At 68.2% G+C, this 26,521-nt stretch carries 26 protein-coding genes and 1 other RNA gene; 12 read left to right on the forward strand and 15 right to left on the reverse strand.

Annotated elements, in window-relative coordinates; translation table 11 throughout:
- The first annotated feature begins 120 nt into the window (after positions 1 to 120).
- Complete coding sequence (locus ACN6M5_RS05500) at positions 121 to 1,125, forward strand: IS110 family transposase (RefSeq protein WP_434948821.1); 1,005 nt, start codon at positions 121 to 123, stop codon at positions 1,123 to 1,125.
- Here the strand turns inward: ACN6M5_RS05500 and ACN6M5_RS05505 are convergent.
- The 8 genes from ACN6M5_RS05505 to glnA form a co-directional block, all read right to left on the reverse strand.
- The gene (locus tag ACN6M5_RS05505) at positions 1,122 to 1,388 is read right to left on the reverse strand and encodes a hypothetical protein (RefSeq protein WP_434948822.1); all 267 of its coding nucleotides are present in this window, start codon (positions 1,386 to 1,388) and stop codon (positions 1,122 to 1,124) included. The genes ACN6M5_RS05500 and ACN6M5_RS05505 overlap by 4 nt on opposite strands.
- A gap of 63 nt (positions 1,389 to 1,451) precedes the next feature.
- Positions 1,452 to 1,673, reverse strand: coding sequence for a hypothetical protein (locus ACN6M5_RS05510; protein WP_434948823.1), 222 nt, complete (start codon positions 1,671 to 1,673; stop codon positions 1,452 to 1,454).
- Positions 1,674 to 1,771: 98 nt separating this feature from the next.
- Entirely contained in the window at positions 1,772 to 2,542 is a 771-nt protein-coding gene (locus tag ACN6M5_RS05515; RefSeq protein ID WP_434948824.1) for a DUF3800 domain-containing protein, read from the reverse strand.
- 183 nt (positions 2,543 to 2,725) lie between these two features.
- Positions 2,726 to 3,019 (reverse strand): helix-turn-helix domain-containing protein, encoded by a 294-nt coding sequence (locus ACN6M5_RS05520; protein WP_434948825.1) that lies wholly within the window; start codon positions 3,017 to 3,019, stop codon positions 2,726 to 2,728.
- A gap of 256 nt (positions 3,020 to 3,275) precedes the next feature.
- Complete coding sequence (locus ACN6M5_RS05525) at positions 3,276 to 4,010, reverse strand: hypothetical protein (protein WP_434948826.1); 735 nt, start codon at positions 4,008 to 4,010, stop codon at positions 3,276 to 3,278.
- A 312-nt stretch (positions 4,011 to 4,322) separates the two neighbouring features.
- Positions 4,323 to 4,652, reverse strand: a complete 330-nt coding sequence (locus tag ACN6M5_RS05530) for a hypothetical protein (protein ID WP_434948827.1) — start codon at positions 4,650 to 4,652, stop codon at positions 4,323 to 4,325.
- A 119-nt stretch (positions 4,653 to 4,771) separates the two neighbouring features.
- Positions 4,772 to 7,795 (reverse strand): bifunctional [glutamine synthetase] adenylyltransferase/[glutamine synthetase]-adenylyl-L-tyrosine phosphorylase, encoded by a 3,024-nt coding sequence (locus ACN6M5_RS05535; RefSeq protein WP_434948828.1) that lies wholly within the window; start codon positions 7,793 to 7,795, stop codon positions 4,772 to 4,774.
- A 5-nt stretch (positions 7,796 to 7,800) separates the two neighbouring features.
- Positions 7,801 to 9,138 (reverse strand): type I glutamate--ammonia ligase, encoded by a 1,338-nt coding sequence (glnA, locus tag ACN6M5_RS05540; protein WP_085367867.1) that lies wholly within the window; start codon positions 9,136 to 9,138, stop codon positions 7,801 to 7,803.
- 104 nt (positions 9,139 to 9,242) lie between these two features.
- Between glnA and panB the strand changes: the two genes are divergently transcribed.
- Positions 9,243 to 10,094 carry a 3-methyl-2-oxobutanoate hydroxymethyltransferase gene (panB, locus tag ACN6M5_RS05545; protein WP_085367869.1) on the forward strand — a complete coding sequence of 284 codons (852 nt, stop codon included), beginning with the start codon at positions 9,243 to 9,245 and terminating at the stop codon, positions 10,092 to 10,094.
- A gap of 4 nt (positions 10,095 to 10,098) precedes the next feature.
- Here the strand turns inward: panB and ACN6M5_RS05550 are convergent, their stop codons facing one another.
- Complete coding sequence (locus ACN6M5_RS05550; protein ID WP_085367872.1) at positions 10,099 to 10,311, reverse strand: SPOR domain-containing protein; 213 nt, start codon at positions 10,309 to 10,311, stop codon at positions 10,099 to 10,101.
- Positions 10,312 to 10,323: 12 nt separating this feature from the next.
- Between ACN6M5_RS05550 and map the strand changes: the two genes are divergently transcribed.
- The 8 genes from map (at position 10,324) to ACN6M5_RS05590 (ending at position 19,892) form a co-directional block, all read left to right on the forward strand.
- Positions 10,324 to 11,190, forward strand: coding sequence for a type I methionyl aminopeptidase (map, locus tag ACN6M5_RS05555; protein WP_434948829.1), 867 nt, complete (start codon positions 10,324 to 10,326; stop codon positions 11,188 to 11,190).
- Positions 11,191 to 11,228: 38 nt separating this feature from the next.
- A complete protein-coding gene (gene ppgK / locus ACN6M5_RS05560) occupies positions 11,229 to 11,981 on the forward strand; it encodes a polyphosphate--glucose phosphotransferase (protein WP_434948830.1) in 753 nt (250 codons plus the stop codon).
- 206 nt (positions 11,982 to 12,187) lie between these two features.
- Positions 12,188 to 12,277 carry a K(+)-transporting ATPase subunit F gene (gene kdpF, locus ACN6M5_RS05565; RefSeq protein WP_247597084.1) on the forward strand — a complete coding sequence of 30 codons (90 nt, stop codon included), beginning with the start codon at positions 12,188 to 12,190 and terminating at the stop codon, positions 12,275 to 12,277.
- Between the two features lie 2 nt (positions 12,278 to 12,279).
- A complete protein-coding gene (kdpA, locus tag ACN6M5_RS05570) occupies positions 12,280 to 13,923 on the forward strand; it encodes a potassium-transporting ATPase subunit KdpA (RefSeq protein WP_434952321.1) in 1,644 nt (547 codons plus the stop codon).
- A 3-nt stretch (positions 13,924 to 13,926) separates the two neighbouring features.
- Positions 13,927 to 16,059, forward strand: a complete 2,133-nt coding sequence (gene kdpB / locus ACN6M5_RS05575; RefSeq protein ID WP_434948831.1) for a potassium-transporting ATPase subunit KdpB — start codon at positions 13,927 to 13,929, stop codon at positions 16,057 to 16,059.
- A gap of 30 nt (positions 16,060 to 16,089) precedes the next feature.
- On the forward strand, positions 16,090 to 16,698 hold the full coding sequence (kdpC, locus tag ACN6M5_RS05580; protein WP_085367882.1) for a potassium-transporting ATPase subunit KdpC: 609 nt from the start codon (positions 16,090 to 16,092) through the stop codon (positions 16,696 to 16,698).
- Positions 16,699 to 16,701: 3 nt separating this feature from the next.
- Complete coding sequence (locus ACN6M5_RS05585; protein ID WP_434948832.1) at positions 16,702 to 19,203, forward strand: DUF4118 domain-containing protein; 2,502 nt, start codon at positions 16,702 to 16,704, stop codon at positions 19,201 to 19,203.
- Positions 19,200 to 19,892, forward strand: a complete 693-nt coding sequence (locus ACN6M5_RS05590) for a response regulator (RefSeq protein ID WP_085367885.1) — start codon at positions 19,200 to 19,202, stop codon at positions 19,890 to 19,892. The genes ACN6M5_RS05585 and ACN6M5_RS05590 overlap by 4 nt, the downstream gene beginning before the upstream one ends.
- Here the strand turns inward: ACN6M5_RS05590 and ACN6M5_RS05595 are convergent.
- The 5 genes from ACN6M5_RS05595 to ACN6M5_RS05615 all read right to left on the reverse strand — a co-directional run bounded on the left by ACN6M5_RS05595 (position 19,865) and on the right by ACN6M5_RS05615 (position 24,474).
- Entirely contained in the window at positions 19,865 to 20,269 is a 405-nt protein-coding gene (locus ACN6M5_RS05595) for a hypothetical protein (protein ID WP_434948833.1), read from the reverse strand. The two genes, ACN6M5_RS05590 and ACN6M5_RS05595, sit on opposite strands and share 28 nt — an antisense overlap.
- Positions 20,270 to 20,318: 49 nt before the next feature.
- Positions 20,319 to 20,701, reverse strand: an RNA gene (gene rnpB, locus ACN6M5_RS05600) — RNase P RNA component class A.
- 24 nt (positions 20,702 to 20,725) lie between these two features.
- Positions 20,726 to 21,460, reverse strand: a complete 735-nt coding sequence (locus ACN6M5_RS05605; RefSeq protein ID WP_085367889.1) for a zinc ribbon domain-containing protein — start codon at positions 21,458 to 21,460, stop codon at positions 20,726 to 20,728.
- Positions 21,461 to 21,506: 46 nt separating this feature from the next.
- Positions 21,507 to 22,331, reverse strand: a complete 825-nt coding sequence (locus ACN6M5_RS05610; RefSeq protein WP_434948834.1) for a Nif3-like dinuclear metal center hexameric protein — start codon at positions 22,329 to 22,331, stop codon at positions 21,507 to 21,509.
- Between the two features lie 10 nt (positions 22,332 to 22,341).
- Entirely contained in the window at positions 22,342 to 24,474 is a 2,133-nt protein-coding gene (locus ACN6M5_RS05615) for a purine-cytosine permease family protein (RefSeq protein WP_434948835.1), read from the reverse strand.
- Positions 24,475 to 24,532: 58 nt separating this feature from the next.
- On the opposite strand from ACN6M5_RS05615, the gene ACN6M5_RS05620 reads away from it, so the two are divergent.
- Both ACN6M5_RS05620 and ACN6M5_RS05625 read left to right on the forward strand, forming a co-directional pair.
- Positions 24,533 to 25,342, forward strand: coding sequence for a thymidylate synthase (locus ACN6M5_RS05620; protein ID WP_434948836.1), 810 nt, complete (start codon positions 24,533 to 24,535; stop codon positions 25,340 to 25,342).
- Positions 25,339 to 25,821: a dihydrofolate reductase gene (locus ACN6M5_RS05625; protein WP_434948837.1), complete on the forward strand. Its 483-nt coding sequence runs from the start codon at positions 25,339 to 25,341 to the stop codon at positions 25,819 to 25,821. The genes ACN6M5_RS05620 and ACN6M5_RS05625 overlap by 4 nt, the downstream gene beginning before the upstream one ends.
- Here ACN6M5_RS05625 and ACN6M5_RS05630 read toward each other — a convergent pair.
- The gene (locus ACN6M5_RS05630; RefSeq protein WP_434948838.1) at positions 25,814 to 26,416 is read right to left on the reverse strand and encodes a DUF1345 domain-containing protein; all 603 of its coding nucleotides are present in this window, start codon (positions 26,414 to 26,416) and stop codon (positions 25,814 to 25,816) included. The genes ACN6M5_RS05625 and ACN6M5_RS05630 overlap by 8 nt on opposite strands.
- Positions 26,417 to 26,521: the final 105 nt, after the last annotated feature.

A 26,521-nucleotide genomic window follows, 5' to 3' on the forward strand; every position in this document is an offset into this window, starting at 1 on the left:
GGCGGCCGGGATGGCTTATGCCATGACTGCCCGAAAAGTGGCTCCCTGGATAGTCGCCTCCCGGCACTCAACTTCTGTGATTGGGGACCGGTGCCGAGTGTAGCCAGCGCATTTGACGTCGTGGTGGGTGTCGATACTCACGCCGCACAACACCACTACGCCGCGGTCAATGCTGCGACAGGCGAGGTTCACGCGGATCAGTCGTTCCCCGTTTCCTCCCTTGGCTTGGCGGTCGCAATCCATTGGGCTACGGAGTTCGCGCCGGCGGACCGGCTGCTCTTCGCAATTGAAGGTGCAGGCAATTACGGGCGGCAGCTCGCGCTCGCCTTACTGGAGAAGGGCATCCAGGCCTGTGACGTCAAACCGCAGCTTCGGAAGGGCTCATCGGCCAACAAGTCCGACAGGCTTGATGCGATCACGGCTGCATTGGCTGTGCTGCGGGTAGATACCGCGCATCTGAATCGCCCGAAGAGTCCCGCGCAAGCGAATGTCGAATTGCAGATTCTCATCGCTGCCCGGCGCGACATCGAACGGCGCAGCCTCTCACTGCGAAACAGTTTGAACGCACTAGTCAGGAGACACGATCTCGGCATCGTTGGCGGAAAGACTCTGCGCTTGTCTCAGATCCGGGAATTCGCGGACATCGAACCGCGGAATGTCCTTGAAGCGGAGGCGACAAGACTCGCCCGTGAGTACCTTCACCAGGCCACCAACATGCGGTCAATCCACAAGAGCCTCACGGAAATCATCGAGTCGCTGGCACCCGGGCTACTGGACATATTCGGTGTTGGGCCCGCTAGCGCTGCTGTGGTCCTCGAGGCATACTCCCATCACGGACGAGTCAGAAGCGAAGCCGCTTTCGCCGCTCTTGCAGGCACGAGCCCGCTTCTTGAAGCGTCGGGCATCCACAGCCGCCACAGGCTCAACCCATACGGAAATCGACAACTCAACCGCGCTATCAACACCGTTGCTATTTCGCGGACCCTCACCGATCCGCGTACCAAGGATTACATCCAGCGGAGGACGGCCGAGGGCCTGACTCCGCGCAACATTCGCCGAATGCTCCGCCGCTATATCACGCGTGAGCTTTACAAGTACCTCCGCGCGAATCTCGTCGAGGCTTAGCGATTCAGGATCTGCCAGTTAATGGCGTGGGCGACGGCGCCCCCAATCACCGCGAGGGTACCCAGTGAGGCAACACCTCCGCCGATGGTTGCCCACGCGACCGCGGCAGAATTGACGCCGCCGTAACTAGACATGTTGAACGCTGCGATGACTGCGATTGCAAGGCCACCGATGATGCCAATAGTGCCCAGAATGTAGAGGTAGTGCAGCGGCTGGTTTTCGGCGACATACGCCCCGACTTTGGATTGTTGAGTTTCGCTCATTCGTGAATGATAGAGCCGACCGGAGGCTCATTAATAGGGCGAGATTGAACCAGCTTCGGGAACTCAGCCTGCCGGGTGTTGATTGGGCGGCCCTTCCCAGAAGCCGCCCGGGCGCCGGTTGTCGTAGAGCACAAGCGCGTCGGCTTTGTCGAGTGATTCACACACGGCCATGAGAGTGCGCAAGGCGGGGTCGAGATCCCACTTCACAAGCAGGTATTGGTCGACTCCGCGACGGTCCTTAAATCGTTGAATGACGGCTTTCGGCAGCACCTTGTCGTCGCGCATCACTAACCACGTGTCGTGGTCGTAGCGTATAGGGGGCGGCCGAGTCACATCGATATTAGAACATACGTTCGAGTACTTCGGCGCATGTGGTAGCGCTTCTACAAGTCTGCCGGAGGGTCCAAAGTTGGCAAGGTGGGCTGGAATGTGTCAATCGCGCGCTTCTTAATACGGCTGTTCTTAGTGCGAACTGCGTCCACTCGATCTCCGAAGTACCGACTGGCCCACTCGAAATCTGCGAATTCATCGCTTGCGCGGTACGCAGAAAGGCGTCCGATGAGCGCGCAAATCCAGTCTGCACATTGAACAGTCTGATAGAGGTGGCTTTCAACTTGCATAGGGGGTTCCAGCAGCTTGAATCCGCCCTTATTGGTAAACATGAATCCGGCGGCGGCGGCTACGGCATTCTCGCGAAACTTTTTGCCGTGCTCATCCAGCACAATGACGTACGAGTCGCCAGCACAAACGGCGCCAATTCGTCGGATCGAATCGATGAGTGCGCGATGATACATGCGATCAGGTGACTCGCTTGTTGGGCCAATCTCCTTCTCCACGCCCACATAAAAGACATGACCGCCGTTATCTGCGATCCAGGACAGAATACGGTTCATCGCATGGCGAACCTCTCGGTACTTGGTTACGTTTTGCGTGGTCAAAAGCGACGATCCCTTTTTCTCCCAGCGCGCGGGATGTGCGTTCTCTCGATCGATCTCAAATGCGAGCAGCGTCGACTTCAGTTTGAAGAAGAACATCGCGAGTTCGCGCGCCTTTTCGAGGGGGATTATCACGCCCGCAAGCCCGAATACCGGATGCGTCTTGAAATGGGCATCAGTTCGGGATACATAGGGTCCGATATGCCCGAATTCGTCCAAGTAGGCTATGTACACGCATCCTCCGATGGATACACGAAAGCCCACGCTTTCGCGTGGGCCTCGGAAGTGGAGCGCCGTTGTGCCGTGCGCGTCCGTAGAAAAGCTTAGCAAAGATTCCCGCTGAACGGGAGGATTCGGGCGGCGTCCGGGAAAAAGACGGCGCCGATGTCAATTCGCCTGAAGCTAGCTCAAGCGCCGCCGGGTTCGGGATCGATTCGATTGGGTCCACGGGTCAGCCGGCGGCGCTTCCAGATGCGCCCTCACCTCGCTGAGGTAGTACCTCCACTGGTTGCCGACCTTGAAGGCTGGGATAACGCCAGTCTGTGCTTTGACGCGTGCCGTGAAGACGCTAACGCCCAGATACTCAGCGATCTCTTCCGATCCAACGGCCTTCTCATTCGTGGTTAGTGACCCGCCTAACAATCGCTCGAGTTCTTCGCGGATTATGCGCCGCAATTCGGCTTCGTTTGTGTACATTCCTACGTTGTCCCACGATCCGCGCAATCGGTGCAACCGATGGTAGGTATGAGCACATCATGGACCAGCATCTGGCTTCAAGATTCAAGGCTCTCCATGTGCATCGGTCGGCGTCAGCGCGAGCAAAAACGCTTCGTCGAGATGCGGAGGCTGAAGGATCTGGGCGCGTGCGCTGGTGTGCCCTCCGCGAGACGCCGAGGAAACGCGAAAAGTTGACGATGCTCGACGTCCTACAAGAAGGGTCACACGCCACGAGCTAAGCCGACCCGTGGGGTCCGCCCGCTTTGGGAGTTCCATCAGGATTGAAATGCGGGTGGTTCCCCGTAGTCACCCCGACGACCCGGATAGGTGGATCGTGCGGCCCTCTAATCTCGACAGTGCCTTCGTGGAGCCGGCCAAACGGATCGCGCGACCAGATGACCCCGTTGGCGTCAACGAACTGCAGGTACGTTGCGACCTCAATATCACCGCGAGAGTTAAACCCGGTCTCGTTCCGCAGGTTCTGCGTGATGACCAAGTCAACGTCAAAGGACTGTCCGGGAAGTAATCTGGCGACCAGCTCAACCGCAGCGAAGTCGCCGCCTTCTGGCAAGTAGCCGAACGCTTCTTCATCTATGCTGCCAATTCGCGCCCAGACATCCGAAATAGCGTCGTCACTCCCATTGGTGACGGTGCTCCTCCACGTGACTCGAAGATCACCCTCCGGCGCCTCATAGGCTCTCATTCCGTGAAACTGATAGTCGGGGAATCCCTCCACTGAGTGAAAATTCGGGTAGCTCATATGTACCCGCCTAGCTTGACCGCTGCGCCGTGCGATCGCCTCTCCTTGCCGAAGTTTGTTTTGCTGGCGGATCAAGTAGAGCGAAACCATAACCGCAGCGACCGTTCCGACTGCAGAAAACCAAGATGCTGCCGCTTCCGAGCTGAATAGTGCAGCGATTAGTGCCGGCACGGCACCCCAGTGCATCGGAAAAGTGAGGATCGGCAGCATGGCTGGATGCTAGCAGCAGCCCACAGCAGTCGAGCCGAGAAGCACCTCGTTCGTGTCGGCACCCGCCCCGGTCCGCAACTAGTCCGCAGCAAATTCGAACTGGCACTATCAGTCTCAATGGTCACCAAACACGGATTCGTAACTTGACCAGGTACTCCGTATCGCATCAATGATTGCCAACTACCCCCGGCAAGTACGAGCTGTACTTCGGCGTCTGACGCTCTGACGTGCGGAAGGCCGCATCCCTTCGGGGGTGCGGCCTTTCGGCGTTTTCGGGGGCGGGAGTGCACTGAGCGCTTCGGCCGTCCGACCTCAGAGGCCGCCGCTGAGCGGGCACTCGACGATGCGTTTTCCGTCGCTGACGACGATGAACGTGTCCGGCTCGACGCTGGGCGCGTAGATGATGCCGCCACCGATGGTGTGGCCGCGCGCGGGCAGTCCGGTGGTGAACCCCGGGCCGGCGCCGAAGCAGGTGTAGTTGCGACCGGCGTACTGCACCCGGGTGGGGATGGCGCTCGGCCACCAGTCCGCTGTCGCCTCGTGGACTTTCAGGAGCGCGATTCCGCCGGAGACGACCAGGGCTGCGACAAGGAACGCGGCGATGACGACGACGGTTCGACGGGGCGTCCACCAGGTCTGCACACCGTCACGATGCCGGTTGTTCGGCAGGAGATCCCGGACGACACGCCGTCGGGAACTCCGCTCGTGCGGAGAATGCGGCCCAGGGCTGCGATATCTCCGCTTGAACGGGGATGGCCGCGTCAGGCGGTGGGGGCCGGGCGGTCGGGCTGGCCGTAGAAGGAGCGCTCGAAGACGGCGCGGGCTCGGCGGGTGACGGCGAGGTAGTCCTCTTCGAGGCGGCTGGCGGAGCCGGGTGGGTATTCCATCAGGCGGGCGACGCCGTCGAGGGCGCCACGGTCGGAGGGGAGGACGTCGGCCGTCTTGTTCGTCCAGAGGGTCATCGCGGAGCGGGCGCGGGAGGCGAAGACCCAGGCGTCGCGGAGTTTGGCGGCGTCGTCGGTCGTGACGTAGCCGGTCTCTGCGGCGACGCGGAGGGCATCCAGGGTCGACGTGGTCTGCAGGTCGGGGACGGCGGCGGCGTGCTGCAGCTGGATGAGCTGCACGAACCATTCGACGTCGCTGAGGGAGCCGCGGCCGAGCTTGAGGTGGCGAGCCGGGTCCGCACCCTGCGGGAGGCGCTCGCTCTCCACGCGCGCCTTGATCCGCTTGACCTCGCGGACCGCCTGCTCGGCGATCGACGCCGGGTAGCGCACCTCGTCGGCTACCGTCTCGAAGTCGTCGAGCAGTGCCGCATCCCCCGCCACCCCGCGGGCGCGCAGCAGCGCCTGGGCTTCCCAGGTGAGCGACCAGCGCTGGTAGTAGGCGCGGTACGACTCGAGCGAGCGCACCGGGGTGCCGTTCTTGCCCTCGGGGCGCAGGCCCATGTCCAGGTCGAGCGGGAGGACGTTGTCCTCGGTGAGCCTGCCGAGCTCCGAGACGACCTGCAGGGCGGCGCGGTGGGCGGCCTCCTGGTCGTCGCCGAGCGGACGGAACACGTACATCACGTCGGCGTCCGAGCCGAAGCCGAGCTCGCGGCCGCCGAAGCGGCCCATCCCGATCACGGCGAACTCGAACAGGTCGCGGTCGTCGCGGTTGTCGCGGATCGCCTCCAACACGCCGGCGATCACGTTCTCGGTGACGGCCGTGAGGCCCTGCGCAAGCTCCTCGATCGTGCTGAAGCCCAGGATGCCCGAGAACGCCAGCCGCAGCACCTCGCGGCGGCGGGCGGCCCGCAGCGCAGACACCGCGGACTCCGCCGACGAGTGCCTGCCGAGGATCGCCCGCGTCTCCTCGCGCAGCAGCGCGGCCGAGCGGGGGCGCAGCTCGTCCTCCGACTCCAGCCAGGCCACCGACTCCGGGATGCGCCCGAGCAGCTCCCCCGCGAACCGGGAGCCGGACAGCACCCGCGTCAGACGCTCGGCGGCCCCGGTGGAGTCGCGGAGCATCCGGAGATACCAGTGGGTGGAGCCGAGGTCTTCGCTGAGGCGGCGGAAGGTGAGGAGGCCGTAGTCGGGGTCGGCGCCGTCGGCGAACCACTGCAGCATCACCGGCAGCAGATGGCGCTGGATGGTGGCGCGCCTGGACACTCCGCCGGTGAGCGCACCGATGTGGGCGAGCGCGCCGCGCGGGTCGCGGAAGCCGATGGCGGCGAGGCGCGCCTCCGCCTGCTCGCTGGTGAGCCCGGCTGCGCCGGTGAGCTTGGTGTCCTCGCTCGACGTGGAGGCGACCGCGCTCAGCAGCGGCCGGTAGAACAGCCGCTCGTGCAGCCCGCGCACCCGGTGCTTGATCGCGTTCCAGCGCTCGAACAGCTGCTCGGCGCCCGGGGCGAGCCCTGTCGCGCGGGCGAGGACGCGCTGGTCTCCCTCGTCGCGCGGCATCAGGTGCGTGCGCGAGAGGTGCCGCAGCTGCAGGCGGTGCTCCATCAGGCGCAGGGTGCGGTAGTCGCGGGAGAAGTCCGCGGACTCCTGGCGGCCGATGTAGCCCTGCGCGGCCAGGGCGGCCAGGGCGGAGAGGGTGTCGCGCTGGCGCACCTGGTCGTCGGTTCTGCCGTGCACGAGCTGCAGCAGCTGCACCGTGAACTCCACGTCGCGCAGGCCGCCAGGGCCGAGCTTCAGCTGGTAGTGCACTTCGTCGTCCGGGATGTTGTCGGTGACGCGTTCGCGCATCCGCTGCACGGACTCCACGAAGTTCTCCCGGGACGCGCTGCTCCACACCTTCGGGGCGATGGCGGCGACGTACCGCTCCCCCAGGCCGAGGTCGCCGGCGAGCGGGCGCGCCTTGAGCAGCGCCTGGAACTCCCAGCCCTTGGCCCACCTGTCGTAGTAGGCGATGTGCGACTCGAGGGTGCGCACGAGCGCGCCGTCCTTGCCCTCGGGGCGCAGGTTCGGGTCGACCTCCCAGAGGCCGGGCTCGATCGCCGGATCGTGGATGCCGCGCATGGTCAGCATCGCGAGGCGGGTGGCGATGTCGACGGCGCGGCCGGAGCTGACCCCGGCCTCCTCGTCGCCCTCCGCCACGTAGATCACATCCACGTCGCTGACATAGTTGAGCTCGCGGGCGCCGGCCTTGCCCATGCCGATGATGGCGAGCCGCGTGGCCCGCACCTCCGCCTCGGGGAACCGTCCAGGCCCGCTGCCGCTGGCCTGCCGCCGGGCGATGGCGAGGGATGCCTCGAGTGCGGCGGCGGCGAGGTCGGAGATCGCGGCCGCAACGGCGTCGAACCCGTCGACCGGGTCGTCCTGCTCCAGGTCGAAGCTCGCCAGCTGCACCAGCCTGCGGCGATACCGGATGCGCAGCGCCGTCCAGGCCGCCTCCTCCATCACCGAGGCGAACCCGTCGACCGCGCCGACCGCATCCAGAAGGTCGTCGCGCAGCTCGGCGGCGGACGGGAGGCGCTCGACCCGCTCGGTCAGCGCATCCAGTTGATCCGGCTGGCGCAGGAAGAACTCGGCGATCCCCTCCGACGCACCGATCACCCGCAGGATGCGCTGGGCAGCGTCCTGCCTGCGCAGGTACGGGGCGACGCGGTCCGGGGCGCGGCGCACCAGGGCGAGCGTGCAGCCGAGCGCCGTGTCAGGGTCGGCCGCGACCGCGAACGCGGGAAGCGCATCCTCGACCGGCACGCCAGTGAGCGCCGTCAGCTCGTCGAGCTGCGCCCGCACCGAGCTCAGACCGACGAACCCCGACCGCGCGAGCGTGGTCAGTGAGAGCTGGTCGCGCGGCACGGCGCCTAAAGGATCTCGAGGTTGGTGCGCAGCTCGTACGGGGTGACCTGCGCGCGGTACGCCGACCACTCCTGCCGCTTGTTCAGCAGCACGTAGTTGAACACCTGCTCGCCCAGGGTCTCGGCCACCAGCTCGGAGTCCTCCATCAGCGAGATGGCGTGGTCGAGGCTGGCGGGGAGCTGGTTGTAGCCGAGCGCGCGGCGCTCCGCGTCGCTGAGCGCCCAGACGTTGTTCTCGGCCTCCGGCGGCAGTTCGTACTGCTCCTCGATGCCCTTGAGGCCGGCGGCCAGCATGAGCGAGAACGAGAGGTACGGGTTGGCCGCGGAATCGATGGCGCGGTACTCGACGCGCGAGCTCTGGCCCTTGTTGGGCTTGTAGAGCGGGACGCGGACCAGCGCAGACCGGTTGTTGTGACCCCAGCAGACGAAGCTCGGCGCCTCGTCGCCGCCCCAGAGGCGCTTGTACGAGTTGACGAACTGGTTGGTCACCGCGGTGATCTCCGGCGCGTGGCGGAGCAGACCGGCGATGAAGTGGCGGCCGACCGTGGACAGCTGGTACTCGGCGCCCGCCTCGAAGAACGCGTTGGTGTCGCCCTCGAACAGCGACATGTGGGTGTGCATCCCGGAGCCGGGGTGGCCGGAGAGCGGCTTGGGCATGAAGGTGGCGTAGACGCCCTGCTCGATGGCGACCTCTTTGACGACCGTGCGGAACGTCATGATGTTGTCCGCCGTGGTGAGGGCGTCCGCGTAGCGCAGGTCGATCTCGTTCTGGCCAGGACCGGCCTCGTGGTGGCTGAACTCGACCGAGATGCCGAGGTCTTCGAGCATCCTGACCGAGCGGCGGCGGAAGTCGTGCGCCGTGCCACCCGGCACGTTGTCGAAGTAGCCGGCGGAGTCGACGGGCTCCGGCCCGTTCTCGTCGAACGCCGACGACTTGAGCAGGTAGAACTCGATCTCCGGATGCGTGTAGAACGTGAACCCGCGGTCCGCCGCCTTCTCGAGCGTGCGCTTCAGGACGTTGCGCGGGTCGGACACCGACGGCTGGCCGTCCGGCGTCGTGATGTCGCAGAACATCCTGGCGGTCGGGTCGATCTCGCCGCGCCACGGGAGGATCTGGAACGTGGTGGGGTCCGGCAGCGCCAGCAGGTCGGACTCGTATGCGCGGGTCAGTCCCTCGATGGCGGAGCCGTCGAAGCCGAGGCCCTCGGTGAAGGCGCCCTCCACCTCGGCGGGGGCGATGGCGACGGACTTGAGTGTGCCGACGACATCGGTGAACCACAGCCTCACGAACTTGACGCCACGCTCCTCGATCGTGCGAAGAACGAAGTCGCGCTGCTTGTCCATCCTGCCCCTTTCGTCAGCCTTCCCAGACTAGTGGTTTCCGCACCCGGATTCAGGCGAGGAACGCACCCCAATCGGTGGTCCTGGCGCGTCATTAGACTGAGGCCATGTCTGACATGTCCCCCATGCCGTCCACCCACCCGACGACGTCGTCGATGCAGTCGCTGAAGAGGGTGCGGACGCGCCACTTCCAGATCGCGAAGGAGGAGGGGACGAAGTTCACCGGCCTGACCAGCTACGACCAGCTGACGGCGCAGATCTTCGACGCGGCAGGAATCGACTTCCTCCTGGTCGGAGACTCGGCGGGGAACAACGTGCTCGGCTACGAGACGACGCTCCCGGTGACCGTGGACGAGCTCATCCCGCTCACCCGCGCGGTGGCCGGAGCCGTCAAGCGCGCGTTCGTGGTGGCCGACATGCCGTTCGGCTCCTACGAGACCGGTCCGCTCGAAGCGCTGCACACGGCCGTGCGGTTCATGAAGGAAACCGGGGCGCACGCGGTGAAGCTGGAGGGCGGCGTGCGCAGTGCCGAGCAGATCCGCCGGATCGTGGATGCGGGCATCCCGGTCATGGCGCACATCGGCTTCACGCCGCAGAGCGAGCACGGGCTCGGCGGTCACATCATCCAGGGCAGGGGCGACGGGGCGGAGCAGCTGCTCGCCGACGCGCACGCCGTGGAAGAGGCCGGCGCGTTCGCCGTCGTCATGGAGATGGTGCCCGCTGCCGTGGCCGCGCGCGTCACCGCCGAGCTGCGCATCCCGACCATCGGCGTCGGCGCGGGCCCGGACGTGGACGGGCAGCTGCTGGTGTGGACCGACTGGGCCGGTTTCACCACCGGGCGCATCCCGAAGTTCGTGAAGCAGTACGCGGATCTGCAGGGCGTGCTGACGCAGGCGGCGACGGCGTACAAGGCGGACGTGCAGAACGGCACGTTCCCCGCCGAGGAGCACAGCTTCTAAAGACTCAGCGGCCTTCCGCCGCGTCTTCCTCTGCCCACTTGGCGCTGTTCTCGCGCAGCTTCTCGAGGGCGTGCTCCGCCTCGGCGTGCGTGTCGAACGGGCCGACCCGGTCGGGAGCAGGAGACAGGAAGCCCTGCTCGACCTGGCCGGTCTTCATGTTGTACCAGAACTTGTGTTCAGCATCCTGGCTGATGCCGTGGTCATTCTCGCCGGTCATAAGCTTGATCCTATGCCCAAGGATTCCGCCGGTCACCTCATTCCCGGACGCATCACCCCCGAGCGCCGCGTCCCGTCCGGCATCGCCAGGCCCGAGTACGTCGGCAAGAAGGCCCCGGCCCCGTACACCGGCTCCGACGTCTACACGCCTCGCGAGCTCGAGCTGATCCGCGAGTCCGGCAGGATCGCCGCGCAGGCCATCGCCCTGGTCGGCGAGAACGTGCGCCCGGGCGTCACCACCGAGGAGCTGGATGTGATCGGGCACGACTTCCTGATCGCCAACGGCGCATACCCGTCGACCCTCGGATACCGCGGCTTCCCGAAGTCGATCTGCAGCTCGGTCAACGAAGTCATCTGCCACGGGATCCCGGACGACACCGTGATCGAGGACGGCGACATCGTCAACATCGACATCACGGCGTACAAGAACGGCTTCCACGGCGACAGCAACCAGACCTTCATCGCCGGCACGGCCACCGAGGAGGTCACCCTCCTGGTCGAGCGCACCAGGGAGGCCCTGAACCGCGGGATCAAGGCGGTCGCCCCCGGCAGGCAGGTCAACGTGATCGGCCGGGCTATCGAGTCGTACGCGAAGCGCTTCGGCTACGGCGTGGTGCGCGACTTCACCGGTCACGGCGTCGGGGCGGCGTTCCACTCCGGGCTGATCATCCCGCACTACGACTCCGCTCCGCTGCACGACGACGTGATGGAGGTGGGCATGGTCTTCACCATCGAGCCGATGCTCACCCTCGGAACCCACGAGTGGGACATGTGGGAGGACGACTGGACCGTCGTCACCCGCGACAAGAGCATGACCGCCCAGTTCGAGCACACGCTCGTGGTCACCGAACGCGGCGCGGAGGTGCTCACACTCCCCTGAGCGCGCGCCGCGCATCCCGGTACGGGTAGATTCGTGCCATGAGTTCGAAGAACCAGGCAATCGGAATCGACATCGGGGGAACCGGGATCAAGGGAGGTCTCGTCGACCTCGACACCGGAGAACTCATCAGCGACAGGGTCAAGCTGCCAACGCCGGAGGGCGGCAAGCCGGACGACATCGTCGAGACCACCAAGGAGATCGTCGACCGCCTCGCAGCGGAAGACCCGGATGCGGCCGTCGGCGTCTGCTTCCCGGCCATCGTCAGCCACGGGGTCACCCTCTCCGCGGCGAACGTGTCGAAGAAGTGGATCGACCTCCGCGCGGAGGACCTGTTCGAGAAGGCGCTCGCGCGCGACATCCACTTCGTCAACGACGCGGACGCCGCCGGATACGCCGAGTCCCAGTTCGGCGCGGCGAAGGGCAAGAAGGGGCTCGTCATCATGACGACGCTCGGCACCGGCATCGGCTCCGCGCTCATCTACGACGGCGTGCTCATCCCGAACGCCGAGCTCGGCCACCTGGAGATCGACGGTCACGACGCGGAGTCGAAGGCGGCGTACTCGGCGAAGGAGCGCGAGGACCTCAGCTGGGAGAAGTGGGCGAAGCGCCTGCAGACCTATTACTCGACGCTGGAGTTCCTGTTCACGCCCGACCTGTTCATCGTCGGCGGCGGCGTCTCCAAGAACTACCAGGAGTTCCTGCCGCTGCTCGACCTGAAGACCGAGATCGTCCCCGCGATGCACCGCAACAACGCCGGCATCCTCGGGGCCGCGGCGCTCGGCGCTCGTTAGGACGCCGTATACGTTCACCCGGCCGGCGTTAGGGATGCGTTAGGACGCGCATCCCGCGCCCCGCCAGGGTGTGGACTCTCCTCGGTCGCGTCGGATGGCGCGACATCCTGATGGATGGAGAGAGTCGTGCTGGACGTCGTCTACCTCCTCGGAATCGTCGTGCTCGCGCTTGTCGTCGGGCTCGTCGGCCGGGGGGTCGAGAAGCTGTGATCGTCTTCGATGTGATCAGTGCCCTGCTCGCGGTCGCCGCGATCGCGTACCTGGTCGTCGCCCTGGTGAAGCCGGAGCGCTTCTAGTGGTGGTGTGGCTGTTCGTCGCCCAGCTGGCGACGCTCGCGCTCATCCTCACCATCGCGTACCGCCCCCTCGGCGACTACCTGGCCCGGGTGTTCACCTCACAGAAGGACCTCCGCGTCGAACGCGGCGTGTACCGGATGATCGGGGTCGACCCGGCGTCGGAGCAGTCCTGGCCTGCCTATCTGCGCGGCGTGCTCGCGTTCTCGGTGGTCGGCATCCTGATCGTGTACGGGCTGCAGCGACTGCAGGAGTTCCTGCCGTACGCGCTCGGCCTGCCCGCCGTGCCGGAGGGGCTCGCGTTCAACACCGCGATCTCGTTCGTCACCAACACCAACTGGCAGTCGTACTCGCCAGAGGCGACGATGGGATACACCGTGCAGCTCGCCGGGCTCGCGGTGCAGAACTTCGTGTCCGCGGCCGTCGGCATCGCCGTGGCGGTCGCCCTGGTGCGCGGGTTCGCGCGCCGGTCGAGCGGCACCATCGGCAACTTCTGGGTCGACCTGTTGCGCGCGACCGTTCGCGTGCTGCTGCCCCTCTCGGTGATCGCGGCCGTCGTGCTGATCGCCGGGGGCACCATCCAGAACGTCGCCGGATTCCACGACGTGACGACGCTGACGGGAGCGACCCAGAGCATCCCGGGCGGACCGGTGGCGTCGCAGGAGGCCATCAAGCTGCTCGGCACGAACGGCGGCGGCTTCTTCAACGCGAACTCGGCGCATCCGTTCGAGAACCCGACCGCGTGGACGAACCTGGTCGAGATCGTGCTGATGCTGATCATCCCGTTCTCGCTCCCCCGCGCGTTCGGCACGATGGTCGGCGACCGCCGTCAGGGCTACGCGATCCTCGCGACGATGGGCGTGCTGTTCCTCGGCTCGCTCGCCGCGATGACGGCCTTCGAGCTGTCGAGCGGGTCGATGGAGGGCAAGGAGCAGGCGTTCGGCACCCTCGGCTCGACGCTGTTCACCACGACGAGCACACTCACCTCGACCGGCGCGGTGAACTCGATGCTGGACAGCTACAGTCCGCTCGGCGGCATGATGGCGATGATCAACATGATGCTCGGCGAGGTCGCCCCCGGCGGCGTCGGCGCCGGACTGTACGGGATGCTCGTGATCGCCGTGATCGCGGTGTTCATCGCCGGGCTGATGGTCGGCCGCACCCCCGAATACCTGGGCAAGAAGCTCGGGCCGCGGGAGATCAAGCTGGCGAGCCTGTACATCCTGACCACCCCGACGCTGGTGCTCGTCGGCACCGGCCTCAGCTTCGCCATCCCCGCGATCAGGGCCGACGTGGAGAAGACGTCGATCTTCAACCCGGGCCTGCACGGCTTCAGCGAGGTGCTCTACGCCTTCACCTCCGCCGCGAACAACAACGGCTCGGCGTTCGCGGGTCTCACCGCGAACACGCCGTGGCTGAACGCGGCGCTCGGCACGGCGATGTTCCTCGGGCGTTTCCTCCCGATCGTGTTCGTCCTGGCTCTGGCGGGCTCGCTCGCCGGGCAGGCGAAGATCCCGGCGACAGCCGGCACCCTCCCCACCCACCGGCCGCAGTTCGTCGGCCTGCTGGTCGGGACCGTGCTGCTCGTGTCCGCCCTCACCTATTTCCCCGTACTCGCGCTGGGTCCCCTGGCGGAAGGGCTGCAGTAGACCATGACCACCATCACCTCGCAGCGGCAGACGGCCCGCGCGTTCTCGTTCGCGCAGCTCGTCGCGGCGCTCCCCGGAGCGCTCCGCAAACTCGACCCGCGCTCGATGTGGCGCAACCCCGTCATGTTCATCGTGGAGGTCGGCGCTGCGCTGACCACCGTGCTCGCCATCGCGCAGCCGTTCCTCGGCGGAGCCGACGGCGCTGGCGGCCACAGCGCAGGACAGCAGAACCTCGCGTTCACCTGGGGCATCGCCGTCTGGCTCTGGCTCACCGTGATCTTCGCCAACCTCGCTGAGGCCGTCGCGGAGGGGCGGGGCAAGGCGCAGGCCGCGAGCCTGCGCGCCACCAGATCGACCACCGTCGCCAACCGGGTCACCGGCTACGACGAGACGGCAGACCCGGATGCGCTCAGCGCCACGGTCGAGCAGGTCGCGTCGAGCGAGCTCCGGCTGGGCGACCTCGTGGTCGTCACGGCCGGGGAGCTCATCCCCGGAGACGGAGACATCGTCCGCGGCATCGCGTCGGTGGACGAGTCGGCCATCACCGGCGAGTCCGCACCCGTCGTCCGCGAGTCCGGCGGGGACCGGAGCGCGGTCACCGGAGGAACGCGTGTGCTCTCCGACCGCATCCTGGTGCGGATCACGAGCAAGCCGGGCGAGACGTTCGTCGACAGGATGATCCGCCTGGTCGAGGGCGCCTCCCGGCAGAAGACGCCGAACGAGATCGCGCTGAACATCCTGCTGGCGAGCCTGTCGATCATCTTCGTGGTGGTCGTGCTCACGCTGGCGCCGGCCGCCGGATACTCGGATGCCGCCCCGACCGTTCCCGTGCTGATCGCTCTGCTGGTCTGCCTCATCCCGACCACCATCGGCGCGCTCATCTCGGCCATCGGCATCGCCGGCATGGACAGGCTGGTGCAGAGGAACGTGCTGGCGATGTCCGGCCGTGCCGTCGAGGCGGCGGGCGACGTGACGACGCTGCTGCTCGACAAGACCGGCACCATCACGTACGGCAACCGCCGCGCTGCCGAGTTCACGCCGGTCGGCGGGGCGGACAGCATGGAACTGATCCGCGCCGCTGCGCTCTCGTCGCTGAGCGACCCGACCCCCGAGGGCGTCTCCGTGGTGGCCCTCGCCGGGCAGCTCGGATACAGCCACCAGGGCGACCTGCGCGGCGACATCGTCCCGTTCACCGCCCAGACCAGGATGAGCGGCCTCGACCTCCCGGACGGCACCAGTGTGCGGAAAGGCGCGGCGAGCGCCGTCGTCTCCTGGGTGCGGGAGTCGTCCTCCGCTGCGCCCGGCACCCTCCGCGACCTCGACGCTGCCGTGGAGCGCATCTCCTCCGTCGGCGGAACGCCGCTGGCGGTGGCGACCAGGGATGCGAGCGGCGTCGCGACCCTGCTCGGCGTGATCTACCTGAAGGACGTGGTGAAGGACGGCCTGGCCGAGCGCTTCGCCGACCTGCGCAGGATGGGCATCCGGACCGTGATGGTCACCGGGGACAACCCGCTGACGGCGAAGGCCATCGCCGCGGAGGCCGGGGTCGACGACTTCCTCGCCGAGGCGAAGCCGGAGGACAAGCTGGCGCTGATCCGGCGGGAGCAGGAGGGCGGCAACCTCGTCGCGATGACCGGCGACGGCACGAACGACGCGCCCGCCCTCGCGCAGGCCGATGTCGGCGTCGCGATGAACACCGGAACGTCGGCGGCGAAGGAGGCGGGCAACATGGTCGACCTCGACTCCGACCCGACCAAGCTGATCGACATCGTCCGGATCGGCAAGCAGCTCCTCATCACCCGCGGCGCCCTGACCACGTTCTCCATCGCGAACGACGTGGCCAAGTACTTCGCGATCATCCCGGCGATGTTCGTCGGCGCGTTCCCCGGGCTCGCTGCGCTCAACATCATGGGGCTGCACTCCCCCGCGTCCGCGATCCTCTCGGCCGTGATCTTCAACGCCATCGTGATCGTGCTGCTCATCCCGCTCGCTCTGCGCGGCGTGACGTACCGGCCGTCGAAGGCGTCGGCGCTGCTCGGCCGCAACCTGCTGATCTACGGGCTCGGCGGCATCGTCGCCCCGTTCATCGGCATCAAACTGATCGACCTGCTGGTCGCGCTGATCCCCGGTTTCTAGGGCCGGATCCAGGAAGAGAGAACGACAACCATGAACGGAATGCGTGGCGCGTGGCGCCACTACTGGGTCGCCATCCGGGCAATGATCGTGCTGACCGTCGCACTCGGGATCGTCTACCCGCTGGTGCTGACCGGCATCGGCCAGGTCGCCTTCCCCGCGCAGGCGAACGGCTCGCTGATCTCGGAGAACGGCACGACGGTCGGCTCCGCGCTGATCGGGCAGGGCTTCACCGACAAGAAGGGCAACGCGCTCGCGGAGTGGTTCCAGTCTCGGCCGTCCGCCGCGGGCGACGGCTACGACGGGGCGGCGTCCTCCGGCAGCAACCTCGGCCCGAACAACCCCGACCTGCTGAAGGCGGTGAAGGAGCGCACCGCCGCCGTCGCGAAGGACGACGGGATCGCCGTCGCCGACGTGCCGATCGACGCGGTGACCGCATCCGGATCCGGGCTCGACCCGCACATCTCGCCCGCGTACGCGCTCGACCAGGTGCAGCGGGTGGCGCACGCCCGCGGGCTCTCCGTTGCAGCGGTCCGCGCGCTCGTCGAGTCTAAGATTCAGGGACGGGACCTCGGCTATCTGGGCGAGCCCACCGTGAACGTGCTCCAGCTGAACATCGCACTGGCGAAGATGGACGAATAGACAATGCCACGTGGCCACCTGCGGGTGATGCTCGGCGCCGCGCCGGGCGTCGGCAAGACGTACGCGATGCTCGAAGAGGGCAAGCGGCTGCTGGCGCTCGGCAAGGACGTGGTGGTCGCCGTCGTCGAGACGCACGGCCGCGCGGCGACCGCCGGCATGCTCGACGGCCTGGAGGTCGTGCCGCGCCGCACCGTCGAGCACCGCGGCGTCGAGCTGACCGAGCTCGACCTGGATGCGGTCATCGCCCGCGCCCCGCAACTCGCGCTGGTCGACGAGCTCGCCCACACCAACGCGCCCGGCTCGGAGCACGAGAAGCGCTGGCAGGACGTGGATGCCCTGCTCGCCGCGGGCATCGACGTGATGTCGACCGTGAACATCCAGCACATCGAGTCGCTGAACGACGTGGTGGAGCAGATCACCGGTGCCCAGCAGCGTGAGACGATCCCGGATGCCGTGCTCCGCCGCGCCGACCAGATCGAGGTGGTCGACCTGGCGCCGCAGGCGCTGCGCGACCGGCTCGCCGACGGCGAGGTCTATCCGGCCGCCCGCATCGACGCTGCGCTCTCCAACTACTTCCGGCTCGGCAACCTCACCGCACTCCGGGAGCTGGCGCTGCTCTGGCTGGCCGACGAGGTCGACAGCGCGCTGCAGCAGTACCGGGCCGAGCACGGCATCGCGGGCACCTGGGAGGCGAGGGAGCGCGTGGTGGTCGCGCTCACCGGTGGTCCGGAGGGCGACACCCTGCTGCGCCGCGGCGCCAGGATCGCCGCTCGATCGGCGGGCGGCGAGCTGCTCGCCGTGCACGTGACCAGCCAGGACGGCCTCCGCGAGGCGACGCCCGGCGCACTCGCGGCGCAGCGGGCACTGGTCGAGCAGCTGGGCGGCAGCTACCACCAGGTGGTTGGCAGCGACATCCCGCGCGCGCTGGTCGAGTTCGCGCGTGGAGAGAACGCGACGCAGCTGGTCATCGGCGTCAGCCGCCGCAGCAGACTCGCCGCGCTGCTGACCGGTCCGGGGATCGGGTCGACCGTGATCAGGGAATCCGGCGACATCGACGTGCACATCGTGTCGCATGCGCGGGCCGGCGGCCGGTTCTCGCTGCCGCGCATCCGGGGCGGCCTCACCGCGCGGCGGCAGGTCTACGGGTTCGCGCTCGCCCTCGTCGGCGGGCCGCTGCTGACCTGGCTGCTCACCAGCATGCGTTCGTCGGACTCGATGACGAGCGACGTGCTCGCGTATCAGCTGCTGGTGGTGATCGTCGCGCTCGTCGGCGGCATCTGGCCCGCGCTGTTCGCAGCCCTGCTGTCCGGGATCACCCTCGACTACTTCTTCGTGGCACCGCTCTACACGATCACCATCAGCGAGCCGCTGCACCTGCTCGCGCTGGTGCTCTACCTGGTGATCGCCGCGCTCGTCAGCCTGGTGGTCGACCAGGCCGCCCGCAGGAGCAGGGCGGCGAAGCGCGCGGCGGCGGAGGCCGAACTGCTCGCGACCGTGGCCGGCGGGGTCATCCGCGGGGAGAACGCGCTGCAGGCGCTGGTCACCCGCACCAGGGAGGCGTTCGGGCTCTCCGGGGTGCGCCTGCTCGACGGCGAGGACGTCGTCTCCACCGACGGTGAGCCGTCGGACGACGAGCACACCCAGAGCATCCCGGTCGGCACCCGCGGAACCCTCGAACTCTCCGGACGGACGCTCGAAGCGGGCGACCGGCGCCTGCTCGCCGCGATCGTCGCCCAGCTCGACGCCGCCCTGGAGCACCGCGACCTGCAGGCGACGGCCAGCGAACTCGGCCCGCTCGCCCAGGCGGACCGGGTGCGCAGCGCCCTGCTCGCCGCCGTCGGCCACGACCTCCGCCGCCCGCTCGCCGCGGCGACGGCCGCCGTCACCACCCTCCGGCAGACCGACATCACCCTTGCAGGAGCCGACAGGGATGCGCTGCTCGAGACCGCGGAGGACAGCCTCGGCAACCTGGCCCAGCTGGTCACCAACCTGCTCGACGTGAGCCGGGTGCAGGCGGGAGTGCTGGCGGTCTCGCTCGCGGCGACCGACATCGACGACGTCGTACCCGCCGCGCTCGACGAGCTGGGCGTCGGTCCGGCCGACGTGGAGCTGGACCTGCCGGACACCCTGCCGCCGGTCGCCGCCGACGGCGTGCTGCTGCAGCGCGTGCTCGTCAACCTGCTCGGCAACGCCATCCGGTTCAGCCCGGCCGACGCGCGTCCGGTGATCGCGGCCAGCGAGTTCGGCGGCCGCGTGCAGGTGCGCGTGATCGACCACGGGCCCGGCATCCCCGGCGAGCGCCGCGACGCCGTCTTCGTCCCGTTCCAGCGGCTCGGGGACACCGACAACGACACCGGCATCGGGCTGGGACTCGCACTCTCCAAGGGCTTCGTGGAGGGGATGGACGGAACGCTCGAGGTGGAGGACACCCCGGGCGGCGGTTTGACGATGGTGGTGGCGCTTCCCGTCGCGTCCACCGTGCAGCACGGAGGAGAGCCAGCGTGAGAATCCTGATCGCCGACGACGACCAGCAGATCCTCCGGGCGCTGCGCATCCTGCTGACCGCCCGCGGCTACGAGGTCAGCGTGGCTACGAACGGGGCGGAGGCGCTCAGCCAGGCCGTCGAGCACCACCCGGACCTGGTGATGCTCGACCTCGGGATGCCGGAGCTCAACGGCATCGAAGTGATCCAGGGGCTGCGCGGCTGGACGTCCGTGCCCATCCTCGTGGTCTCCGGCCGCACGGACTCCGCCGACAAAGTGGATGCGCTGGACGCCGGTGCAGACGACTACGTCACCAAGCCGTTCGCCGCCGACGAGCTGCTCGCGCGCATCCGGGCGCTGACCAGGCGGCAGACCCCGTCGACGGACGAACCGGTCGTCACCTTCGGCGACATCGCCGTCGACCTGGCCGCCCGGCAGGTGACCAGGCGCACCGGCGGCGCGGAGGAGCCCGTGCGGCTGACCCCGACGGAGTGGGCGATCCTCGACGTGCTCGTGCGCAACCCGAGGAGGCTCGTCACCCGGCAGGCGCTGCTGACGCAGGTCTGGGGACCGCAGTACACGAGCGACACCGGCTACCTGCGGCTCTACCTGGCGCAGCTGCGCAAGAAGCTGGAACCCGAGCCTGCGCACCCGCGGTATCTGCTGACCGAGCCGGGGATGGGCTACCGGTTCGTGCCGGACCCGGACTGACCCGGCCGGTTCAGATCGAGCTTCGCCACGGTGGTCGCCGGGTCGGTGTGGTCCACCCGGTCGACGATCAGTGCATCCGGTGTGCACTGCCACAGCATCTGCACCGCGCGCACCCCGGCGACGGTGGTGAGCAGCGCGAGTCCCAGCGTCACCGCGAACGCGGCCACCCAGTAGACGAGGTTGCCGACGGCGCTCTGGAACATGTCGGCGCGGGCGGCGAACTCGAACGAGTCGACGGGAGGCGTCACGAACGACGGCATGGTGAAGAAGAACCAGACGCAGAACCAGTAGCCGATCGCGACGAGCACGATCACGAGCGCCGTGAGGGCACTCGCCGTCTCGGCGATCCGTCTGGTGTTCGGCTGCTTCGCTGTCACCCTGCCTCGATCCGTCCCCTCGAGTATTCCGGTTGGGCATTCCGGTGGAGGAATGGGCCGGCTGTTACGCCGGGTTCTGTCCTGGTGCGTGAACACCGTGGACGGCCATCTATCTCGGGACGACGTTACCGCCGCCCTCTAGCGGTCTACCCGGAAACTCGGCGAGCAGCCTCAACGTTTCCTGTCTGACCTTGCTCCGGGCGAGGTTTACCGAGCCGGCCGGGTCACCCCGGTCGCTGGTGGGCTCTTACCCCACCGTTTCACCCTTACCGCGGAAGCGACCCGAAGGTCGCATTCCGTGGCGGTCTGTTCTCTGTGGCACTGTCTCGCGGGTTGCCCCGGGTGGGTGTTACCCACCGCCCTGCTCTGTGGAGCCCGGACGTTCCTCGGCGGCCTGCCGAAGCAGACCGACGCGACCGTCTTGCCGGCCCATTCGCCTCCAGACTATCGCAGCGGCTAGAGCCCGGACTCCTCGTTCCTGATCAGGATGGCGCCGCTGTCCGGGCAGAGCACGACGTCGTCGTCCGCCGCGCGGCGGATGACGGACAGGTCGGATTCGGTGAGCTTCACGTTGCTGCCCATCGAGACGCCGCGCACGAGCAGGGCCGCTCCGATGCCGTAGCGGGCGCGCTGCTTCTCGTAGAGCTCGACCAGGTCGGCGGGGATGCCGGACACGATGGCCTCCCTGTCCTTCGCGAGGGCCGTGCGCTGCGCATCCACCTTCGCCAGCTCGTCGGCCTTCGCCGCCTCCAGCGCCTGGACCCTGCTGTCGAGCTCCGCGCGCTCCGCCTCGACGGCGGCGAGCGCCGCCTCCTGCTCCTCGACACGCTCCATCACCGTGAGCTCGATCTCCTCGAGGTCGTCGCGGCGCTTGCCGAGCGCGGTCAGTTCGGCTTCGAGCGCCTGCACGTCCTTGGTCGAGGAGGTCTGCTGCAGGCGTCCGCTGTCGCGTTCCATGCGCGCCTCGACCACGGCGACATCGGACTCGACGCGCTTCAGTTCTGCGCGGGAGTCCTCGAGTTCGCCTGTGCGGGCGATCCAGCGGGTGCGGAGCGCATCCACGTCGGGCTGCAGCGCTGCGAGCTCGGCGAGCTGCGGGAGGTTCTTGGCGACGTGGTTGAGCTGGTTCAGGCGGGTGTCCGCCGTCTGGAGGCGAAGGAGCTCGTTCTGGTCGGTGGGGCTGGCTTTCACGGTTGTCCGCTCTCTGTGGATGGCTGGTGTGTGCGTGGGGGCGCGATCACTGGAGGATCGCGAAGTCCCACGGGTCTGTTCGCAGGTCGCTGACCTCGACGACGACGCCGGGCAGTTCCCGCCTGAGCTGCTCGGCCGCTGTGTCGAGCCACAACCACTCGCTCGCCCAGTGGGAGACGTCGAGGAGGGCTGGCCCCCCTCCGACGGCCGCCTGCTCGCGCGCCTCGGACGCCGGGTGGTGGCGGAGGTCGGCGGTGACGTAGACGTCAGCGGCGCGCACCGCGTCCGTGCCGAGCAGCGAGTCTCCTGCTCCTCCGCAGACGGCGACAGTGCTGACCGGCTGCTGGTAGTCGCCCGCCGCCCGGATGCCGCCCGCTGTGGCGGGCAGGATCTCGGCGAGGCGCCGGGCGAGCGCGCCGAGCGTCGTCGGCTCCGCGAGCGTCCCGATCCTGCCGATGCCGGTGTCGCCCGCTCCCCCGGCCGACGGCGCGATCGGCGTCGTGGCAGTGAGCCCGAGCAGCGAAGCGAGCACAGCGGAGGTGCCGTCGGCGACGACGTCGGCGTTGGTGTGCGCCGCGATCAGGGCGCAGTCCGCCTTGATCAGCCGCGCGAGGATCGCGCCCTTGTACCTGTCCTCCGCCACGCTCGTCACGCCGCGCAGCAGCAGAGGGTGGTGGGTGAGCAGCAGGTCAGCTCCCCCGTCGACGGCCTCCTCGACGGTCGCGGAGACCGCGTCGACGGCGAGCAGGATGCGCTCGACGGGCGCTGCCGGATCCCCGGCGACGAGACCGGGCGCATCCCATGCCTCTGCTCCGGAGAGCGGCCAGAGCCGCTCGACGGTCTCGCGGACGGAAGCAAGCGTATGGGGCACGGGATAGAGCCTACTTGCCGAGGGACAGCGCCGCGGTGTCGATGGAGTCCTCCTGCCGGCGGAGCGCTGGCACACCGGCGACGATCGGGGTCAGCAGGCCGATGCCGAGCGCGACCACGACGCCGATGTCCGTCATGCCGAGGTCGCTGCCCGGCGCCACGCCGAGCAGCCGGAACAGGTAGCCCTCCCAGCGCAGCCACGGCAGGTCGGACGAGATCAGGCCGAGGCCGATCACCGTTGCGGCGGCGAGCATCCCGAGGTTGGTCCATCGCCAGTCCGGGTATGCTCCGCCGGCGTGCAGCAGGGACGGCTGGTGGAAGCGCCGGGTGCGCAGCATCATCTCCGCGACGAACAGCCCCGCCCACGCGGCGACAGGGACGGCGAGCGTCGTCGGCAGACTCCGGACGACGATGGACAGGTCGCTCACGGTCGCGGCGAGCACGAACCCGGCGAGCGCGATGGCGCCGCCGACGGCGACCGTGCTCCATCTCCTGCCCAGGCGTGCGCCCAGCGCCTCCAGGGTGAACCCGCCGGAGTAGATGTTCAGCACGAGCCCCGAGATCAGGCCGAGGCCGACGGCGAGCAGCAGCGGCACGGGATACCAGGCCGGGAGCCCGAGCCGGGAGAACGCGCTCACCGGGTTGCTCGCGAAGTCCTCGGCGAGCGCCCTGTTCGACGCGGCGAGCAGCCCGCCGTACGAGATGAGGACGAACGGCGGGAGGGCGGCCCCGAAGGTGGCCCAGAGCATCCCGGTCGCACCCGACGAGGTCGGCCGCTGGTAGCGGGCGACGTCGGCGCTGCTGTTCGCCCAGGCGAGCCCGAGGTAGCTGAAGACGAGCACGGCGCCGGTGATGACCCTCAGCCAGATCGCGTCGGGAGCGGCGAGCGCGGTCGGCAGGTCGACGAAGCGCCAGGTGGCGGCCACCATCACGACGATGAGCACACCGGATGCGATGGTCAGCACCAGCTGCACGCGCGCGACGAGCGCGTAGCCGAAGTACGCGACCGCGAGCGCCGCGCCGATCGTCACCACGATGCCCGCCGTCGTCGGCAGCACGGGGTCGGCCGCCCAGCCCTCCGCCGTGAACAGCGTGCCGACAGACGCTCCGGCCAGCCACAGCAGCACGGCGCCCCAGAACAGCCTGGTCAGCAGCGCGAGGGCTGCGGGCACCACGTTCCCGCGCAGGCCGAACGTCGCCCGGGACACCACCATCGTCGGCTGCCCGCTCCACTTCCCGGCGAGCGTGCCGAGTCCGAGCGGCAGGAACGACAGCGCCACCCCGACCAGCGTGGCGACCAGCATCTGCCGCAGGCTGAGGCCCAGCGTGAAGAGGGTCGCTCCGACGCCGACGCTGATCAGCGACGACGTCGCCGCGAACCACAGCCAGAAGAGCCGGGATGCGCGCCCCACCCGCCGCTCCACCGGCGTCGGGTGCAGGTCGGCGTCCTCCACCTCGAACGGAGGGGCGGGCACGGGTTCGTCGCCGAACAGGATGCGCTCCCCGGTCGCCACCCGCGCGCTCGCCACCGGAGCCGCGAGCGATCCGGTGGGCAGGCGCACGTCGTCGGCGTCGTCCACCAGGTCGTCGTCGATGGCGTCGCCCACCGGTCCTGCGACCCCGAGGTCGTGGGCGGCGATGGCGCCGGTCCCGACGAGAGGGAGCGGCACGGAGTCCAGGCTCAGCGCATCCGGATGCTCGACCGGCAGCGGGGCGAGCGGCACGACGGGCACGGGCTCCGAGTCCCGCGGCGCGAGTTCGAGAGGCACGAGATCGAGCGGCTCCGGCCTCCGCTGCTCGGCGGGCGGAATCCGCGCGGACGGTGCGATCCACGCACTGAAGGTCGGCTGGGCGCCGGGCTCGACACGCGGAGTGGGGAGGTCGTCGAAACTGATGAGCTGGGTGGGGAGGCCGTCGGTGTCCGACAGCTCCTCGGCGTCGGCGTCCGCGTCGTCGTCCGCGTCGGGGTCCGCATCCGGCGGGTATTGGATCGGGATCGCAGCGGTCGCACGGGCCACCAGCACGCTCTCCAGGTGCTCGATCGCCGCGAGCGTGTCGTGGGCAGCCAGGTCGTGGCCGACGAGCTCCTTCACCTCGTCGTCGGTGAGGGAGCCGGGGTCCGGTTCGACCTCGTCGCCTTCCATGACGAAAGCCTAGCGATGTGACAGGTCCACACGCCGGTTCGGGGCTACGATCTACTCGATGAGCGAGACGATCGAGACACCGTACGAAGACCTGCTACGCGACGTGCTCGCGAACGGCGCCCAGAAGTCCGATCGCACGGGCACAGGAACGCGCAGCGTGTTCGGCCGCCAGCTGCGATTCGACCTCGCGGACGGCTTCCCGCTGATCACCACCAAGCGGGTGCACTTCAAGTCGATCGCCTACGAACTGCTCTGGTTCCTCCGCGGAGACAGCAACGTCGGCTGGCTGCGCGAGAACGGCGTCACCATCTGGGACGAGTGGGCAGACGAGCAGGGCGAGCTCGGACCGGTCTACGGCGTGCAGTGGCGATCCTGGCCGGCCCCCGACGGCAGCCACATCGACCAGATCAGCCAGGTGATCGACACCCTCCGCAGCGAACCGGACTCCCGCCGCATCATCGTGTCCGCCTGGAACGTCGCGGACATCCCGCAGATGGCGCTCGCGCCCTGCCACGCCTTCTTCCAGTTCTACGTCGCAGACGGCAAGCTCTCCTGCCAGCTCTACCAGCGCAGCGCAGACATGTTCCTCGGCGTGCCGTTCAACATCGCCAGCTACGCGCTGCTCACGATGATGGTCGCCCAGCAGGTCGGCCTCGAGCCCGGAGAGTTCGTCTGGACGGGCGGTGACGTCCACATCTACGACAACCACGTCGCCCAGGTGGAGGAGCAGCTGTCCCGCGACCCGTATCCCGCACCGACACTGCGGTTCGCCAGGAAGCCGGAGAGCATCTTCGACTACCGCTACGAGGACTTCGTGATCGAGGACTACCAGCACCACCCGGCCATCCGGGCGCTGGTCGCCGTATGACGGTCGCGCTCATCTGGGCCGAGGCGCACGACCGCGTGATCGGCTCCGGCGGCGCCATGCCCTGGCACCTGCCGGAAGACCTGAGGCACTTCCGCGCTCTCACCGGCGACGACACCGTCGTGATGGGCAGGCGCACCTGGGAGTCGCTGCCGGAACGGTTCCGTCCGCTCCCCGGCCGCACGAACGTCGTGGTCACCCGTCAGGCCGACTGGTCGTCGCCCGGCGCCGTCGTCGCGCACAGCATCGAGGAGGCGCTGGCCGCCTCCCCCAGTGAGACCACCTGGGTGATCGGCGGCTCCGAGCTGTTCGCGCTCACCGCGCAGACCGCAGACCGCATCGAGGTCACCGAGATCGACATCGCCGTCGACGGAGACACCTGGGCGCCGGAAGTCGACCCCACCGGTTGGACCGTCGAGCGGGAGGACTGGCAGACAGCGGCCAACGGGATGCGCTACCGCTTCGTCCACTGGATCAGGTGAGCCCGGCCACCAGATTCACGGTCGTCGCCAGGATCACGGAGCCGAATAGGTACGACAGCAGCGTGTGCCGCAGGATGGCGCGCCGGATGTGCGGGTTGCCGATGTTGGTGTCGCTCACCTGGAACGTCATCCCGAGGGTGAACGAGAGATAGGCGAAGTCGCTGTACCTGGGCGGCGCCTCCTGGTTGAAGTCGATGCCGCCCACCGGGTTGTGGTAGTACATCCGGGCGTACCGGAGCGTGTAGATGGTGTGCACGAGCGTCCAGGACAGCCCGACGGAGGCGATCGCGAGGAGCGCGAGCCAGGCCTGCGGGGCGCCGTGCACCTGCCGGGCGGCCACCAGCACGAAGACGATGGCGACGACGCCGGCCAGGCTGGCGATCAGCAGCAGCAGGTCGGAGGTCCTGGTGCCCGGATCCTCCCTGGTCGCGTGGCTGCGCGTCTTGTCCGCGTCCATCCGCCAGACGATGGCCCACACCCAGACGATGTAGACCACGCAGGCACCCGCCCATCCCGTGATCGCCGCGAACGGCCACGCGCCGAGCACCCCGGTGATCATCGCCACGAGGACACCGAACAGGACCGCCGCGATCATCCGCAGCCTCGAACGGCCGCGCGTCTTCAGATCTTCCGCCACACCTGTGATGTTCGCACACGCTCGCCGCTGGGGCCCACGCCACTGCGGGCGCGGCTACGATCG

The sequence above is a fragment of the Leifsonia araucanica genome (genome assembly GCF_051161895.1).
In the GTDB taxonomy this organism is placed as follows: Bacteria; Actinomycetota; Actinomycetes; order Actinomycetales; family Microbacteriaceae; genus Leifsonia.